Annotated in this window: 13 protein-coding genes and 3 pseudogenes; 10 read left to right on the plus strand and 6 right to left on the minus strand. The window is 59.8% G+C overall.

All coding sequences use genetic code 11. The features are described 5' to 3' along the window. Positions 1–149: 149 nt before the first annotated feature. Together GQA94_RS22695 and GQA94_RS23315 are read left to right on the plus strand one after the other, a co-directional pair. On the plus strand, positions 150–1289 hold the full coding sequence (locus GQA94_RS22695; RefSeq protein ID WP_158190229.1) for a glutathione-independent formaldehyde dehydrogenase: 1140 nt from the start codon (positions 150–152) through the stop codon (positions 1287–1289). Beyond that, positions 1256–1972 (plus strand): transposase, encoded by a 717-nt coding sequence (locus GQA94_RS23315; protein ID WP_196740286.1) that lies wholly within the window; start codon positions 1256–1258, stop codon positions 1970–1972. Before GQA94_RS22695 ends, GQA94_RS23315 begins: the two co-directional genes overlap by 34 nt. 100 nt (positions 1973–2072) lie before the next feature. On the opposite strand, the gene GQA94_RS22705 is transcribed toward GQA94_RS23315, so the two are convergent. Then, positions 2073–2378 (minus strand): 4-methylmuconolactone methylisomerase, encoded by a 306-nt coding sequence (locus GQA94_RS22705; protein WP_033999990.1) that lies wholly within the window; start codon positions 2376–2378, stop codon positions 2073–2075. A 648-nt stretch (positions 2379–3026) separates the two neighbouring features. Between GQA94_RS22705 and GQA94_RS22715 the strand changes: the two genes are divergently transcribed. The 5 genes and pseudogenes from GQA94_RS22715 to mobH form a co-directional block, all read left to right on the plus strand. Next, positions 3027–4151 (plus strand): alkene reductase, encoded by a 1125-nt coding sequence (locus GQA94_RS22715; protein ID WP_034000002.1) that lies wholly within the window; start codon positions 3027–3029, stop codon positions 4149–4151. Between the two features lie 66 nt (positions 4152–4217). Continuing rightward, the gene (locus GQA94_RS22720) at positions 4218–5201 is read left to right on the plus strand and encodes an LLM class oxidoreductase (RefSeq protein WP_003291626.1); all 984 of its coding nucleotides are present in this window, start codon (positions 4218–4220) and stop codon (positions 5199–5201) included. Between the two features lie 138 nt (positions 5202–5339). Next, a complete protein-coding gene (locus GQA94_RS22725; protein ID WP_012464920.1) occupies positions 5340–5645 on the plus strand; it encodes an ArsR/SmtB family transcription factor in 306 nt (101 codons plus the stop codon). Positions 5646–5912: 267 nt separating this feature from the next. Continuing rightward, positions 5913–6249 (plus strand): annotated as a pseudogene (locus GQA94_RS22730) (IS66 family transposase); the annotation flags it as partial. After that, a pseudogene (gene mobH / locus GQA94_RS22735) lies at positions 6247–7695 on the plus strand (MobH family relaxase); the annotation flags it as partial. The pseudogenes GQA94_RS22730 and mobH, both read left to right, overlap by 3 nt. A gap of 79 nt (positions 7696–7774) precedes the next feature. Here mobH and GQA94_RS22740 read toward each other — a convergent pair. The 4 genes and pseudogenes from GQA94_RS22740 to GQA94_RS22755 form a co-directional block, all read right to left on the minus strand. Next, on the minus strand, positions 7775–10426 hold the full coding sequence (locus GQA94_RS22740) for an excinuclease ABC subunit UvrA (protein WP_158190230.1): 2652 nt from the start codon (positions 10424–10426) through the stop codon (positions 7775–7777). 25 nt (positions 10427–10451) lie between these two features. Further along, positions 10452–12317, minus strand: a complete 1866-nt coding sequence (gene nhaA, locus GQA94_RS22745; protein WP_046618251.1) for a Na+/H+ antiporter NhaA — start codon at positions 12315–12317, stop codon at positions 10452–10454. Between the two features lie 53 nt (positions 12318–12370). Further along, positions 12371–12520: pseudogene (locus tag GQA94_RS23490) on the minus strand (recombination factor protein RarA); the annotation flags it as partial. 168 nt (positions 12521–12688) lie between these two features. Further along, positions 12689–13678, minus strand: coding sequence for a zinc-dependent alcohol dehydrogenase family protein (locus GQA94_RS22755; RefSeq protein WP_042927614.1), 990 nt, complete (start codon positions 13676–13678; stop codon positions 12689–12691). Positions 13679–13818: 140 nt separating this feature from the next. Here GQA94_RS22755 and GQA94_RS22760 point away from each other — a divergent pair, with 140 nt between their 5' ends. Both GQA94_RS22760 and GQA94_RS23495 read left to right on the plus strand, forming a co-directional pair. After that, a complete protein-coding gene (locus tag GQA94_RS22760; RefSeq protein ID WP_013970892.1) occupies positions 13819–14715 on the plus strand; it encodes a LysR family transcriptional regulator in 897 nt (298 codons plus the stop codon). Between the two features lie 176 nt (positions 14716–14891). Next, the gene (locus GQA94_RS23495; RefSeq protein ID WP_023082110.1) at positions 14892–15089 is read left to right on the plus strand and encodes a hypothetical protein; all 198 of its coding nucleotides are present in this window, start codon (positions 14892–14894) and stop codon (positions 15087–15089) included. Between the two features lie 625 nt (positions 15090–15714). Here GQA94_RS23495 and GQA94_RS22770 read toward each other — a convergent pair. Continuing rightward, positions 15715–16017, minus strand: coding sequence for a putative quinol monooxygenase (locus GQA94_RS22770; protein ID WP_007182542.1), 303 nt, complete (start codon positions 16015–16017; stop codon positions 15715–15717). Between the two features lie 63 nt (positions 16018–16080). Between GQA94_RS22770 and GQA94_RS22775 the strand changes: the two genes are divergently transcribed. Further along, positions 16081–17094: a GlxA family transcriptional regulator gene (locus tag GQA94_RS22775; RefSeq protein WP_046618252.1), complete on the plus strand. Its 1014-nt coding sequence runs from the start codon at positions 16081–16083 to the stop codon at positions 17092–17094. The last annotated feature ends 194 nt before the right edge of the window (positions 17095–17288 follow it).

A 17288-nucleotide genomic window follows, 5' to 3' on the forward strand; every position in this document is an offset into this window, starting at 1 on the left:
GCTGCAAATTCAAGGGCCGCCACGCGCGGGCGACGGCATCACCACTCGTCTGGTCATAGCTCGATTTGTGGAACATACGTTCGTAGATCTAAACAGATATCTCGTAAGCAGACGAAACCACCTCATCGTCGCTTGAACGGGAGAGTCTAATGAAAGCCATCGTTTACAACGGGCCACGCGACGTCAGCGTGCAAAATGTCCCAGACGCCAAGATCGTAAAACCTACCGACGCCGTAGTGCGCATCACCACTACCAATATCTGCGGCTCTGACCTGCACATGTACGAGGGCCGCACCTCGATGGAGACGGGACGTGTTTTCGGTCACGAGAACCTCGGGGAAGTCATCGAAGTCGGCGCCGGCGTAGATCGCATCAAGGTAGGTGATCGCGTCTGTTTGCCATTTAATATCGGCTGCGGTTTCTGCGAAAACTGCGAAAAAGGTTTGACCGGTTTCTGCCTCACGGCCAACCCCGGCAGTGCTGGTGCTGCTTACGGGTTTGCCGATATGGGCTCATACCAGGGTGGTCAAGCAGAACTGCTGCGTGTGCCATATGCGGACTTCAATTGCCTGGTGCTGCCAGAGGATGCGCAAGAGAAAGAAAACGACTACGTCATGCTGTCAGACATATTCCCCACCGGATGGCATGCCACTGAACTGGCTGGCCTGATGCCGGGTGAAAGCATCGCCATTTACGGTGCAGGGCCAGTGGGCCTGATGGCAGCTCATGCCGCGATGATCAAAGGCGCCTCGCAAGTGTTCGTGGTCGACAACCATCCGGATCGATTGAAATTGGCCGCGCAGATGGGGGCCACGCCAATCAACTCCCTGGAGAAAGAGGCGGTTGATCAGATCCTCAACCTGACTCACGGCAAAGGCACTGATCGAGGTTGTGAGTGTGTGGGGTACCAGTGCTGTGACAATCACGGCCATGAGGCCAATCACCTGACGATGAACAACCTGGTAGCTTCCACCAAGGCCACGGGTGGCATCGGCGTCGTCGGGGTGTTTGTTCCTCAGGATCCGGGCGCGAAAAATGAACTGGCGAAGGAAGGCAAAATGGCCTTCGATTTCGGCGCGTTCTGGTTCAAGGGCCAGCAGATACGCACCGGGCAAGCCAACGTCAAAGCCTATAACCGCAGGCTTGCGGAGCTGATCCATCACGACCGCGCCAAGCCTTCGCAGATCATCTCTCACAGCCTGAAATTGGCGGAAGGGCCCGATGCGTACAAGCATTTCGATGCGCGAGATGAGGGTTGGACAAAGGTCATTCTGAAGCCGGCAGCCTGATCGAACGGCTGTATGGATCTGACGCCCTGACGATATCGCCGGGCGTCAGCCCAAAGACCCGCCTACTCGCGCTTACAGTATGGCCGCTATGTATTTACCGACCACATACCACCTGTCGTCCGCTCGAAATGCGAGCGCGGTTGTTGCGCAAGATGATCAAGGGAAAAATGGTAAGCGTACTGACTTCGATGGTCGACCCGCTGCGCTTTCCGGGTGGGGAGATCGTCGACCTTTACAGTCAACGCTGGGAAATCGAGCTGGGCTATCGGGCGATCAAGCAGAGACTGCTGGGCGGCGAATATACCCTGAGAAGCAAGACGCCAGAGATGATCGCTCAAGAGCTATGGGGTGTGCTGCTGGGCTACAACCTTTTGCGCTACCAGATGGTACTGATGTCCAGGCAGTGTCCCGGTGTGTACCCCTGCGAAATGAGTTTCACTGCCTGCAGTTGGGCCATCTTGGGGTTGCTGCATGGCACGTCACTGAACCATCCCGGCAACTTGCCAGGATTTCTGAGAGATTTGCAGGCATCAGCCGCTCGATATGTTTTACCCCATCGGCGACCTGATCGATGGTTCCCACGCGCAGTCGTTGGACACGCTGTCAAATCGACACATAGACGGCACCTCGTGCGAATTGAGACTCGCACGGGTCCCCATGTTCATTGGGGAATCTGCCAGTGATTTACGTTAAATCAATAACCAGGGGTTCACTCGTAGATGAAAGCCCCTCCAGAATGAATGGAGGGGTGGCCTGATCGGAGATAACCGCTTCGAGCAGCTTTCAAACAAGTGTTTCAGTGACGAAGGGCTTGAGCTGGCCAATGAACGTTTTACCATGTTCGAACCAGGCTTTGCGCACTGCCGACTCGATATATCGTTGGTAGTCCTCCGGGCTTTGGAACCAGCATTCGCCAATCGCGTGAACCGGCCCTACATCCAGGTATGGCACATGGGTATCGGCAGGGTTTTCAGCCACCAACCTAACCTCATATTTAAACAGGCCAGGGATACCCTCACTCATCTGATAGTGACGCAAACATTCCTGGCGGAACATAGGCTTTACCAACAAGTAGACAATTCGGATCATCGCGAACATTCCTTATACATGCGTCTGAGGAGAAGAAGGTTGAAGTGCGGGCGTAGCGTCAACTTCGCTGTCATCCAGATCGTCAAGGTGAATACCTTTGTTGTCGGGCAATAGCATCAACGCAATCACGGCAATGGCATACCTGATGCAGCCAGCCTCCATGATGAAAAGCTCAAGGGAGCTGACTGCATAGGCAACCCTAGCGCGAAGCACGGCGCGCTCCCAGCTGATCCAGAAGTGAGCTGCAAGGGCGTGGAACCATGCGTACGTGCCGGAAGCGATATTAATATATTGACATATATGAATATCGAGAATAGCCTACCCATAACCGCGCTAGAAACCTCAGGAGGTACTCCCATGAAAGATTCCAGCGATACCCGTCCGAATCACCTTCCCGACAGCAGCTACGGCCTGTTTATTGACAACCAATGAGTTTCGGACGAATACGGTGAAGCCCTCGACATTATCAACCCCGCCAACGGAAAAATTCTCACCAACATCCCAACGCCACAGCTGCCGACGTCGCCCGCGCGGTGCAGGGCGCACAGCGCGCCTTCGTGACCTGCACCGCTCGGACTCTTCAGACCTCGTTGATCCATGTTTTTTCGACCTACGACATCGAATATTTCAGATATGCAGGTAAGCAAAATGACACAATCAGAACTTTTCAAAACGACTCAGCTGGGCCCATACACCCTCAAGAACCGTATCGTTCTGCCGCCACTGACGCGTTCGCGCAGCTCCCAACCCGGCAATATTGCGAACGACCTAATGGCCACATATTACCGTCAGCGCAGCGGTGCTGGCTTCATGGTGACCGAGGGCACACAGATCGAACCCCGAGGACAGGGTTATGCCTGGACACCTGGCATTCATAGCCCGGAACAGATACAAGGCTGGCGTAAGGTCACCGACGCTGTTCACGCCGAAGGGGGGGTGATCTTTGCTCAACTTTGGCATGTGGGCCGCGTGTCGCACACATCGCTGCAACCCGGTGGTGAAGCGCCCGTCGCGCCATCAGCCATCCGCGCGGACAACGTCAAGGTGTTCATCGAAACTGGCCCCGGCACGGGTACACTGGCCGACCCTTCGACCCCACGAGCCCTGTCCACCAAGGAGGTAAAGGAACTGGTTGAGCTCTACGCCCAAGCAGCCCGAAATGCTTTGGACGCAGGTTTTGACGGGGTGGAGCTTCACTGCGCGAACGGGTACCTGGTAAACCAGTTCATTTCGGCTCATACCAACCAGCGTGATGATGAATATGGCGGTTCGCTGCAGAACCGTCTTCGCTTCCTGCGCGAAATCACCCTCGCTGTTGCTGGTGTGGTCGGCAAGGAGCGCGTTGGCGTTCGCTTCGCCCCGCTGTTCGCGACCACAGACGAAGACCGCGTCTACCTTGGTCTGGTCGAAGAAGATCCTCATCAAACCTACATCGAGGCAGTGAAGATCCTCGAGGAAGTGGGCATTGCCTACCTGTCGCTCGCCGAAGCCGATTGGGAAAACGCACCCGAGCTGCCTGAGACGTTCCGGGAAGCTGTTCGTAAGACATTCAGCGGCAAGATTATCTATGCCGGCAAGTACACCGCTGAACGAGGAAATCGCGTGATAAAAGCTGGCTGGGGCGATCTGATCGCTTTTGGCCGCCCCTTCATTGCGAACCCCGACCTGCCCGCTCGTATCGCCAACAACTGGCCGCTTAACCCAGTTGATCCAAGCACCATGTACGGCGGTACCGATAAGGGCTACACCGACTACCCGACTTACAAATCCTAAACGCTCAATGCCACGCCCCATAACTCAGGGGCGTGGCTCAGCGATTGTTGACCGAGGAAGTTAAGCATGTACCAACCGAGCACGATCCCCTACCAAGAGCATAGGGGATTCAAACGAACCTTCAGGCAGGGTCATCTAAGCCTTGGGCTGTTCTTTCCCCTGGAGGCTTTCGAAGGTGATACACCGAGCATGCTAGATCAGGTCGCGCTGGCCAAACGTGCAGAGGCACTTGGTTTTTCGGCGCTCTGGTTTCGCGACGTCCCACTCAGGGACCCAAGCTTCGGCGATGTCGGCCAGGTTTTCGACCCTTGGGTGTATCTGGGCTACATGGCAGCCCATACAACAAAAATCGCACTAGGCACCGCCTCCATCGCCCTTACTCTGCGTAATCCCTTGCACACGGCAAAGGCCGCAGCGAGCATTGATCAGTTGAGCGGAGGTCGCTTGCTCCTGGGAGTAGCCTCTGGCGATCGTCCCGTGGAGTTTCCCGCATTCAGCATTGATCCAGAACAGCGTGGCGAGACCTTTCAAGAAAACCTCAATGTGATACGCCAAGCCCATCGAACACACTTCGAGCCCATTCGCTGGAGTCACGGCGAGTTACTGGGGGCCGATCTCGTTCCCAAACCTACGACTCGGGAAATACCGCTATTCGTAACCGGACACAGCCGCCAGCCGCTCGATTGGATCGCGCGTGAAAGCCATGGATGGATCAACTATCCACGTCCGCCAAAAATGCAGCGACTCATCGTGGAAGATTGGCGACAGGAAACGGCTAAACAATGTGGCACTATCTACAAGCCGTTCTTGCAATCGCTGTATATCGACCTGGACGAACACCCATCCACGCCACCCTCGCCTATCCATCTAGGATTCCGACTGGGACGTAACCACCTGCGGGCCTTGCTGGATACACTTCAGGAAATCGGTGTAGATCACGTCATCCTGAACCTCAAGTATGGTAAACGCCCCGCAGCAGAGGTTATCGAGGAACTTGGCAAACATATCGTCCCGCAATTCGGCGCACAGGTGCCCGATAGTCCTACCTGACAGGGCAATAGGATTCCAGTCCAAACCAGCCCGTCATTGCGACGGGCAGGCGCGCAGAGATCATGGCGAAGCCTTCCAATTTGATGCGCGAATCAGGAAGATATCTAGATATCGAAAAAAATAGGTCTCAAAAAATTCATGACTATTGACGTCAACGAAGCCCTGAAAGCATTGGCGAACCCGACGCGCCTTGCCATCCTCAATTGGCTCAAGGATCCCAGGACAGTCTTTCCCGAGCAGGAAGTCGACCCAGAAACGGTAGGCGTGTGCGTCAGTATCATCCAAGAGCGCACGGGCCTCTCGCAGTCAACGACATCGCTTTATCTCGCAGCTCTACAGCGCGCGCAATTGGTGACATCGCAGCGGATCGGCCCCTGGACCTACTACAAACGCCACGATGAGAATATCGATGCCTTCTTCAAGGCGCTGCAAGAAAGAATCTAGGGCTGCACACCCTTGTATTTCTGACTGATTTCAGTCTTTGCCGATGTCAAAAACAGCAATCTGACCAAATAACGATCAGATCATCCGAAGCTTCGAGTGATCGAATAGCATTACCAGTGATGCGGTGCGCGGAAAAAACGCTCCTATAGCAAAACTGCCACTTGACAACGCTGAAACCAGGGGCTGTACACGCAAAAGACAGCACACTCCAGAGAGGGACGCGAAGCCCTTCAAGTGCTCTTCTACGGCCAACCTTCTTTAGGGGGCAGCCGCCACGGCGTCGACATCCCACGCCAGCCCCTGGCGCGTTGGGTGATCCAAAGTGGCGAGCAACTGCAACCGTTGCTCAACCTGATGCGCGACAAGCTGCTGGACTACCCCGTGTTGCACTGCGACGAAACGCGCTTGCAGGTGCTGCATGAACCGGGACGCGACCCCTCGGCACAATCCTGGATGTGGGTGCAAAGCGGTGGGCCGCCGGACAAGCCGGTGATCCTTTTCGACTACACAGCCAGCCGCGCGCAGGAGGTGCCGCTACGCCTGCTCGATGGCTACCGCGGCTACCTGATGACCGACGACTACGCCGGTTACAACGCCGTGGCTGCACGACATCGGCAAGGTGGCCGTCGATCTGCTGGTCGAGCTGGCAGACGGCTCGCTGTGGCATCCCTGGCACGGCCCGCTGCACCAGTCGTACCGCTTCCGCTACCGCGAAGACCGCGAGTACCGGTTGCACAGCGCCGCAACAGGGCTGCTCTACCGCCAATTGCTCGATGGTCCGCTCCTAGACTGGCTCAGCGGCTATCCGTCTCTGTGGGCACCATTGCTCTACGTCTTGGCCGGGCAGTACGAGCACGCCGGCGTGCTGGGTGAACTGGTCGTGCAGGCTGATCGCGCTTCTGTGGCACAGGAACTGGGCGGCGATCCCGCGCGCGCCATGGCCGCGCCCAGGCACGCGCTGCAACGCAAGCTGCTGGACGGGCTGCGCTTGCTGCTCAAGGAACAGTTGAAGCTGAATCAGCCGGAAGCCTCCGATGGCTGGCTCACTGAGGATGGGCTGTGGCTGGTGAGCAAGACTGTCTCGGACAAGCTGCGCGCGCACCTGCTGTCTCAGGGGATCGACGGCATTCCTGCGAACAACACCGCCGTCTTCAACGTGCTGCAGGACCACGGCATGCTCCAGCCTACCTCAGACGGCAAGGCGGTCTGGCGCGCGACCGTGACCAGTGCGACCGGCTGGTCCTACTCGTTCACCCTGTTGCGCCTCGCGCCCGCGCTGATCTGGGAATCCGGCGAGCGGCCAGCGCTTTTCGCAGGCACGGTGGCGATCGACACGACGCCAGCGGAAATCAACGGCAGTGCACCAGGCACACCGCCCGCGGTCGTGGGGCAGCCAGCACCCGAAGGTCAGGAGACTCCCCCTTGGGAATGCCCTCGCAGCGATACCGCCTTGCCGACTGCGGCCCCGCCCGTGCCCGACGTCATGGAGGACATGCTGCCGATGGTTGGATTGGATGGCACGGCCGACATGGGGAAGAGTGAAGAGCCAGTGGAGAAAGTCCCTGCCCAGCCTGACGTTCCTGCCCCAACCACAGCCGCAGCGTCTCCCTTGCCACTTACCCCTGCGCCTGGACCTGCATCAACTCCAATAGTCGCGATACCATCCGGGGAGCATTTCATGACGTGGCTGCAACAGGGAGTCGCCGCGCGGCGACTCATCATCAACGACGCCAAGGCGCTCGTGCATACGGTGAGCGACACCGTCTACCTGGTCAGTCCCGGCGTGTTCCATCGCTATGCGCAGGAACATCCCCAGGTGGATGCGCTAGCCAGGCAGGACAAGCAACAGGATTGGCAGTGGGTGCAAAAGCGCTTTGAGAAACTGCAGCTACACCGCAAGCACTCAAATGGCCTGAACATTTGGACCTGTGAAGTCACGGGCCCGAGGAAGTCCCGCCGACTGCATGGCTACCTCCTCGAAAATGGGTCCTTGGTATTCGCCGAAATACCGCCCAACAATCCCTATCTTGCTCTGACTCAGGAAGGATGACGCGACTCGGGCAGCGACCGTCACCACCGTGTGGCGACGATCAATGCCCCGCGAAGCTGGCAACATTTGGCGAACTAAGCTACTCGACCCGCGCCAACTCCCGTGCAAGGAACGGAGCGGTTCGGCTGCCAGACTTTCGGGCCACCTGCTGAGGGGAACCCGCCACCACGATGCTGCCGCCGGCAGCGCCCGCGCCTGGCCCTACGTCGATCACCCAGTCGGCTTGGGCCACCGCACGCATGTCGTGCTCGATCATCACTACGGTATTGCTGGCATCGACCAGGCGCTGCAACTGCACCAGCAGCCGGTCGGCATCCGACGCGTGCAGCCCGGTGGTCGGCTCGTCGAGCACGTACAGGCTTCGGCCGCGCTGGCTGCGCTGAAGCTCGGTCGCCAGCTTGATGCGCTGCGCCTCGCCACCGGAAAGCTCAGTGGCCGGTTGCCCCAGGCGCAGATAGCCCAGTCCGATGTCGCGCAGCAGTTGCAGGGGCCTTGCCACCGCGTCTTCACCCGCGAAGAATTCGCTGGCATCGTCCACGGTCATCTGCAGCACCTCGGCGATGTTGCGCCCGTTCCACTGCACCTTCAGCGTGGCCTCGTTGTAGCGCGCGCCATGGCAGGTCGGGCACGGCGCGTACACGCTGGGCATGAACAGCAGTTCCACGCTAACGAAACCCTCGCCCTCGCAAGTCTCGCAGCGCCCCTTGGCGACGTTGAACGAGAACCGTCCGGCATCATAGCGGCGGCGTCGAGCATCGGGCGTGGCGGCGAACAGCTTGCGCACATGGTCGAACAGACCCGTGTAGGTAGCCAGGTTCGACCGCGGCGTGCGCCCGATCGGCTTCTGGTCCACCTGCACCAGGCGCTGTATGGCGTCCACGTCGCCCGCCAGATGGCCGCCGGTCGCTTCGACCACTGCCGGCCCTTCGCTGGTGGCGCTTTCGGCGGCATCGACTTCAGGCTCGTGGCCCAGGTGCAGCAGCACCAATTCCGGCAGGGCCTGCGCGACGAGGCTGGATTTGCCGGAGCCAGAGATGCCGGTAACGGCTGTCAGCACGCCCAGCGGAATGCGCGCATCCACGCCATGCAGGTTATGGCGGTGGATGCCCTGCAGCTCCAACCAGCCGGTCGCTTCGCGTGCTCGGCTTCCGGGTGCGGGAATTTCGTCGAACAGGTAACGTGCAGTACGCGATTCGGCAATCTTGCGCAGGCCATCCGGCTCGCCGCTGTAGAGCACGCGGCCGCCACGCTCCCCGGCATCCGGCCCGACATCCACGAGCCATTGCGCGCGGCGCATCAGGTCCAGGTCGTGCTCCACCACAAACACCGAGTTGCCCGCGTCGCGCAGCCGGTCGAGTGCATCGTACAGGGCCTGGCTGTCGGAGGGATGCAGGCCCACCGAGGGTTCGTCGAGTACGTACACGACGCCGAACAGCAGGGAACTTAATTGCGTGGCCAACCGCAAGCGTTGCAACTCGCCGGCCGAAAGCGTCGGCGTGGCCCGGTCCAGCGTCAGGTAGCCCAGGCCTAGCCCGCGCAGTTGGCGCAGGCGCGCCATCACGCCTCCAGCCAGGCGCTGTGCGGCGAGGCGCTTTTCTTCCGACAGCGCGGAGGTACGGCGCACGTCGGGCGATACCGCATGGACCGCACGGCCGGTGGCAGCGCGTTCGGCACGCTCGCGCCGGGTCGCTTCCTTGTCCGTAGCCGCACCCGCTGCATGGGCGCGGAAATCGCCCTGTGCGATGGGTTCGAGCAATGCCGCCAAGTGGTCCAGCGGCATCTGCATAAACGCGCCGATGTCCACCCCAGCGAAGGTGACCGACAGCGCTTCGGGCTTGAGCCTCTTGCCGTGGCAGGTGGGGCACGGCTTGCCCTCCATGAACCGGGATACGCGCTTTCTCATCAGCGCGCTCTGGGTATTGGCGAAGGTGTGCAACACATACCGCCGGGCGCCGGTGAAGGTGCCCATGTAGCTCGGCTCCATCTTGCGTTTGAGCGCGGTGCGGGTTTCGGCAGGCGTGAAACCGGCGTACACCGGCACCGTTGGTGTTTCCTCGGTGAACAGAATCCACTCGCGATCCTTTTTCGGCAGGTCCTTCCACGGCCGGTCAACGTCGTAGCCCATGCTGACCAGGATGTCGCGCAGGTTCTGGCCCTGCCAGGCGGGTGGCCAGGAAGCAATCGCCCGCTCACGGATGCTCAGGGAGGGGTCGGGCACCATGATCGCCTCGGTCACCTCGTACACATGACCCAAGCCGTGGCAGGTCGGGCACGCCCCCTGCGGCGTGTTCGGCGAAAAATCCTCGGCGTACAGCATCGGCTGGTTGGCGGGATAGGCGCCGGCGCGCGAATACATCATCCGCACCAGGCTGGACAGGGTGGTCACACTGCCCACGGAGGAACGCGCATTGCTGGACCCCCGCTGCTGCTGCAGCGCCACCGCTGGTGGCAGGCCGTCGATCGCATCTACGTCCGGCACGCCCGCCTGGTCGATCAGGCGCCGTGCATAGGGGGCCACCGACTCAAAGTAGCGTCGCTGCGCCTCGGCATAGATGGTGCCGAAGGCCAGCGAGGACTTCCCGGAGCCGGAGACACCCGAGAACACCACCAGCGCATTCCGCGGGATGGAGACGTCCACCTCTTTGAGGTTGTTCTCGCGCGCGCCACGCACCTGCACGAGGCCGCTGGCTGCAGCGGTACAAGAGGATTCACCGAAAGAATTGCTTGGCATGTTCTTATCCTGTAGTTCGCCCCGCTCAGGACGGGACTTCCTGAGTGCGAGGGCCGCGGCGACTGGCTTCGAGCACTGCGGTGAGAGTGCGGGCGTCGTAACTGCCGAGCAGACGACGCCCCTCGATGAAGAACGTAGGAGTGACGTGCGCACCGCTGGCGACCGCGCTGACGAGGTCACGCTCAACACGCTCTATCACTGCGGGACTGTCGAGATCCGCGATGAACCGATCGATGTCAAGACCCAGCTCGGCGGCGTAGCCGATCAAGTCCTCTCGCTCCAGCGCATGCTGACGGGTGAACACGAAGTCCAGCCACGGCCAGAACATCCCCTGGTTCGATGCCGCCTCGGACGCCCGCGCGGCGATCGGCCCGTGGGGGTGGTGCGGCAACTGGCGCACCACATACCGCAGGTCGTCCCCGAAGTGGGCGCGCAGATCGTCCCACGAACCGGTGGCGTGTGCACAGTACGCGCACTCGAAGTCAACGTACTCCACGAGCGTGAGCTGGGCGTCCTCCGGACCGCGGATGTGATCGACCTCCGGATCGACTGGTGGCTCAAGTACCATCGGCAAATCGGCAGTCTCCTCCCCCCACTTGAGAGCGGCGACCTTGAATATGAGCCACCCCAGCAACGTGGCGAGTACCATCGACACGAGCACCCCGACCGTCGCCTGGCGGCCCAGGTTAGAGGTCGTACCGAACGCGAGCCCGATGATGAGCAGCGACACGGTGAAACCGATCCCGGACAGCGCCGCACCACCGAACACGCTCCCCATCCCGACGCCCATCGGCAGGCGCCCCAGTCCGAGGCGGACTGCGGCTAGAGTGATGAGCCCGATGCCTAGAAGCTTACCGAGCACGAGTCCCGAGATGACGCCCCAGGTCACGGGCGAGCCGAAGGCCTCAGCGAGCAACCCGCCACGCAGATCCACCCCGGCGTTCGCCAAGGCGAACACCGGCACGATCAGCAGTGCCGCCGGAAGCCGCAGGAACTCGTGCAGCCGCTCGTTCACAGAGATACCGCGGGATAGTCCGCGGTCCACCGCGTGGGCCGATGCGGCACTCGGAGACTGCCAGAAGTCACGGAACAGTTGTCTTGCCGCGACGACTTTGTGACGCTGCGTCGCGTAGGCGGGGATCAGGAGCCCCGCAGCCATCCCGGCCAGGGAGGCATGGATGCCGGAGTACACGGTCGCGAACCACAGCACGATCACGATCAACACATACGGCGTCGCCCGCCACTGGCGGGTGCGCCCCAACAACCACAATCCAACGAGGCTGGCGAGGGCGATAAGCAACGGGACGATCCGGATCTCCTCGCTATAGACGATGCCGATGATGGACACTGCGAGGAAGTCATCGACCACGGTCAGGGTGAGCAGGAACACGCGCAACTGACCCGATAGCCGCGGGCCGACGATCGCCAAGGTGCCCAGCATGAACGCCGTATCGGTGCCGACCACCGCACCCCACCCGTGCAGGCCCTCACTTCCGGCTAGTTTCACGATCAGGACATACACCAGCGCGGGAAGCACGACTCCCGTGACCCCCGCGATCAGGGCGAGGCGGGCACGGCTGCGGTCACGGAGCGATCCGTGGGCGAACTCCTGACGCACCTCCAGTCCGATCAGGAAGAAGAAGACGACCATCAGGCCGTCGTTGACCCAGTGATGCAGATCCATGTGTAGGCGCAGTGGCCCGAAGTTGAACCCGACGTCTAGGTGCCACAACTCGAAATAGGCGTTAGATAGCGGCGAGTTCGCCCACACGAGCGCCACAACCGTGACGATCACCAGCAGCACCGCAGCGCCAGACTCCGTGCGTAGATAGTGGGCAACGCGTCTCCGTCTGATATGCGCCGAGGACTCACCGAAAGAAGAGGCTGGCATGTGCTTATCCTGTAGTTTGTGAGATCACGATGGGCAGGTTTCGGATGGACCGATCAGGCGTCCGCCTCTGGCGGCGTCTCATCATCGAGCGAGCGCAGCCAAGCGAGTCTTTCTCCCAGCCTGCGCTCAACACCTCTGTCCGTTGGCTGATACCAACCCGGCCGCGCCACGCCCTCGGGAAAATAGGTTTGCCCAGCGGCATAAAAGGCTAGAAATGGTGTCCACTTAAATCAGGTGGACACCATCGCCTTTGGCGTCGGGGCCAAGAAGGTGTGTTGGCCGGACGGATACACAGAATCGGCCAAAAGCGGTCATCAGGGCTGGCTTGAGTCGGGGCCGAAGGATTACGCTCTCAGCCCCATAATTGCTGGTCAGACAGTTACCACGATCTTGCCGATCTGCTGATTGGCTTCAAGGAAACGATGGGCATCCTGGATGTCGCTAAGTGTGAATGTCTTTGCGATGATCGGGCGCAACGCACCGGACTCCAACCCTTGCAGAATAAAAGCCTTTGCTCTCTCTAGGGCTTCAGGGTCGGCCACAATCTCTGCGTAGAGATAGCCCTTCAAAGTCAGGCTTTTGCCCAGCACGGTAAACAGTGGGAATGGTGTCGGTTCAGAGCTAAGTGCGCCGTACTCCAGCAAAATTCCGCCCCGCGCCATGCTCTGCGTGAGAGGTTCCAAGGACGGCCCGCCTACAGGATCGAATACAACGCGAGCGCCTTGACCGGCAGTTATCGTCATAACACGCTCGACGATATCCTCTTCATCGCTGACGATGACATGCGCAGCGCCTGCATCAAGTAGGGCTTGCTTCTTCGCGTGAGTTCGAGTGATCGCAATCGATGTGGCGCCGACCATACGAGCCATTTGGAAGGCGGCCAAGCCAACACTGCTTGACGCGGCGGTAACGATGACAAAATCGCCCTGACGTAGCTTCGCCTGTTCAATCAATCCCCCCCAGGCGGTGACGTACTGCATCCAAGACGCCGCAGCCTCTTCAAAGGACAAGTTCTCAGGGCTCTTTACCACCAGGTGGGCCGGTACATTGGCCAACTCGCCGTAGGTGCCCCAGCGAGCAATATCCAGAGGTGGGATCAGAGCGACCGAGTCACCAATCGTGATCTCGGTTACGTCGCTCCCAACTGCCGTTACGATGCCTGCGGCCTCGTAGCCTAAGCGGCTGGGGAACTCCGCTTCTTGTAGGTATGCGTGATTGCGGAACATCACTTCGGCTCGGTTCAAGCCAAAAGCTTTAACACTAATTTGCACCTCGTTTGCTGCTGGTGCCGATACTTCCAGATCTTCCAGCTTCAGAACGCTGGCGTCACCGTATTCATGAATTCTGACAATGCGTGCCATCATAAATACCTCGTTTATCAATGGGCCTCGACGTACATCCGGAAGGTATCCGGGCACTCGAAAGGTGACAAAAATTTAGTCATTGGTTGGCGCTAGATAAATGCCTACGATGGCGTATTACTAGAAACAGAGTGTTTATAATGGATCGCCTGACCCAGATGGCCACGTTCGTCAAAACAGTTGAGCTGGGTTCATTCAGCGCCGCTGCGGACGACCTGAATCTGTCCCCTCAATTGGTAGGGAAACAGGTGAAAATGCTCGAACAACATCTGGGTGTTTCCCTGCTGCACCGGACTACGCGCAGGCAAAGCCTCACCGACTTCGGCAGGGCGTTCTACCCGCGAGCAAAACTGATCCTTGCAGACATGCAGTCTGCCGAGAGCCTGGCTGCCCTCACTCGGGGCACACCAAGCGGCCGCCTTCGCATCAACGCGCCGGTCACGTTCGGAATCCGCACGCTTTCGCCACGCCTGCTGGAATACATGGTTCGGTATCCTCAGGTGTCTGTTGACCTAACGTTATCGAACGAACTGGTCGATATCGTTGATGATGGTTACGACGTGGTATTTCGCATCGGCGAGCTGGCGAGCAGTGGGTTGAAGGCATTGCCACTGGAGCCCTATCAGATGGTTTTATGCGCTGCGCCGTCCTATCTTGCACGTCGCCCTCCCATCATCAATCCGTGGGATCTACAGCAGCAGGAATGTCTGGGGTTTACCTATTCTGATGGCCGCTCACACTGGAGCTTCGACAGCCCGGAGGGGCGTATAGATGTTCCTATTACAAGCAAATTAACGATCAATCAAGGTGATCCACTGCTGGCAGCGGCTGTAGCTGGTCTAGGCGTGGTTCTACAGCCGATAGAGTTGGTTAGCGATGCACTGCGCGATGGGACACTGGTGCGTCTGTTGCCGCAGTACCCGGTGCCGAATACCGCAATGCACATCCTCTATGCCCCTGACCGAAGAATGACTCCAAAGCTGCGCAGCTTCTTGGAGTTTGCGCGTGAGGCTTTTGGGCAGCGAGGCCCTCTCTAACGCACGAAAATCAATGTCTGCGCTATCCGGTATTCGTAAAGGACGACGATTACCGTGGCTCACCGGATATGACCAAGCACCCCTTGCTGAGGAAGTACCTGCTGTAGCACTTCGCGGCGGAAGTCGAAGAACTGAAAGATGCCATGTTCGTTGGCTTGGGGCCGTAGGTCCAGAGCGTGCTGGACCGCCTGATCCAGGAGCGGGTTCTGAATCCCGACCGGGTGATTGCCGGCATGCTGCACCCCTCCGGAAACTGCACCTACCGGATCAACTACCTCATCGGCGACAGAAGCGCGCTGGTCCCGCACGCCACCAGCCCTGTGCCTTACGACCAGGTCCGGCGAGCATTTCGGGAGCGGTTCGTCACCGCCTGATCGAACGTCGGATGAGTGGATGCTGACGCGGGTTCAATTCCCAAACGGGAATAGAACTGGCGCCCTGTCTGATGCGCTCGGTTGGTGACCCGACCAGGGCAGAACTGGTAGGATTGCGGGCATCAAGGCCCGGATTCCGCACCTTTCCGCAGGAGTTTGCAGCGGTCGCAAGGCGCTGAGTTACATAGGTTTGGCGCAGGGTTCCACCCCACCGAGCCCCTGCAGGAGTTCGAATCGTTACGCCCCCCAGAAACCCTCACTAGCCCGAACGGCCCGAACGGCCCGGTGCTAGGTCGTTGATTTTCAACAAATCGCTCGATCGATCCGCGCTTGCGGACTGCGGACTTCCAATGGGCCGGAAATCTGGCTCGCCCAGACGGCTCTCGGTAGCGACACGTTGCAAACAGTCGGTACTTCTCGATAACTACCCGACGAATCGGAACATCACAGCCAGCCCTGATGTTGCCCCTGCTTGCTGACGCAGCTTGGAAGTTCTGGCTGCAATATTGCCCCCCGTCGCTGTGGAAGGTAGCTCCCTGGGCAAGTGCAATCGAGGGGGGGATCGCTGCGTAGAGCTTGTGCCCCCCATCCTGCAGCGTGACCTGATTGGGTCAAGGCCGGGTTGTCATGCAGGCAGTTTGGCTGCAAGCAGTTCGACCTTCTCGATATTGGGCGGAGAACTGAGCAAGGTCGCGGCGTTGGCCATCAAGGCCGCGGCGATCTGGCCGTTCAGATGTGCTTGGCGACCTGCCTCATCGGCAAAGGCATCGAACACACCGAACGTCGAAGGGCCAAACTTCAATGCGAACCAGGCAGTGGTGCCGGACTCGGCGTTGGCGAGCGGCAGTGCGCTGGCCAGGAAGTCGGCAAGCGCAGCCTCCTGGCCGGGTTTGGCTTCGAGGCGAACAAACAGGGCGAGCTTGGTCATACTGTAATCCTTTGGGTAACTGGGTTAGATGAATGGATCGACGAGCCTGCAGTCTAAGTCTTCATGACAGCCATCTCTATAGACAATAATGACAACATTGATATCATTGTTGCCATGAAAATCCACATCCTTGTTTGTGATGGCGTGTTTGATCTGGGGCTTGCGGCGCTCACCGACACAGTGGGCTTGGCCAATGCGATGTCGGGCTCGCTGCCACAGGCTCCCGCGCACATAGAGCTCACGCTGGTGGGCGTGCGGCGTCGCATCCGAACTGCGCAAGGCTTGACGGTCCCCGTGGTCACTGCGCGTGGTGTGCCGGAACCAGACGTCGTGCTCGTGCCCGCGTTTGGTGAAAAGATGCCTGACACGCTCTCGGCTCGGCTCACACGCCCCGACGTGCCCGATGCGGTCGCCGTGCTACAGCAGTGGTCCACCGCTGGCGCGCACCTTGGTGCCGCCTGCTCCGGTAGTTTCTTGCTTGCAGAGAGTGGCCTGCTTGATGGGCATCGTGCGACGACGTCATGGTGGCTGGGGCCGATGTTTCGGCAGCGCTATCCGAACGTCACGCTGGACGAGTCACGCATGATCGTGAACTCGACACGCTTCACTACCGCGGGTGCCGCTTTGGCCCACGTCGACCTGGCCTTGCGCATCATCCGGGGGCGCAGTCCGGCGCTGGCGGCCCTAGTAGCACGCTATCTGCTGGTCGAGGCACGCAGTTCGCAAGCCGAGTTCGTGATTCCCGACCACCTTGCGCATGCCGACCCGATGGTGGAGCGCTTCGAGTCCTGGGCCAGAAGTCAGCTCGCGAAGGGGTTCTCGCTGGCCGAGGCGGCCAGCGCCGCGGGCACAAGCGAGCGCACCTTGGCGCGGCGGCTGCAAAGCGTTTTGGGCAAGACACCGTTGTCGTATTTCCAGGACCTGCGCGTGGAGCATGCCGTCCATCTCTTGCGCACCGGAAACGCGAGCGTCGACCAAGTCGCCGCACAGGTCGGGTACTCGGATGGGGTGACCCTGCGGGCCCTGTTGCGCCGCAAGCTGGGCCGGGGTGTCAGGGAGTTGCGACGCGGTGGATGACCAGAGGCGTTTGGTGTATGTACAGCTGGAGACCGCCGGGAAACTGACGCAGGCCAAACGGCGCATTTGGACCTGATAAAACTACTGCGCCACGTTATTTGAACTGGTTTGCTAGGGTCTGTTGCCATTTCGCGCTAACCCATTGATCTATAAGAGCAAGCCCGTATCGTTGAAGCTCTGACCCAACATCGATA

The sequence above is a fragment of the Stutzerimonas stutzeri genome, assembly GCF_009789555.1.
In the GTDB taxonomy this organism is placed as follows: Bacteria; Pseudomonadota; Gammaproteobacteria; order Pseudomonadales; family Pseudomonadaceae; genus Stutzerimonas; species Stutzerimonas stutzeri_R.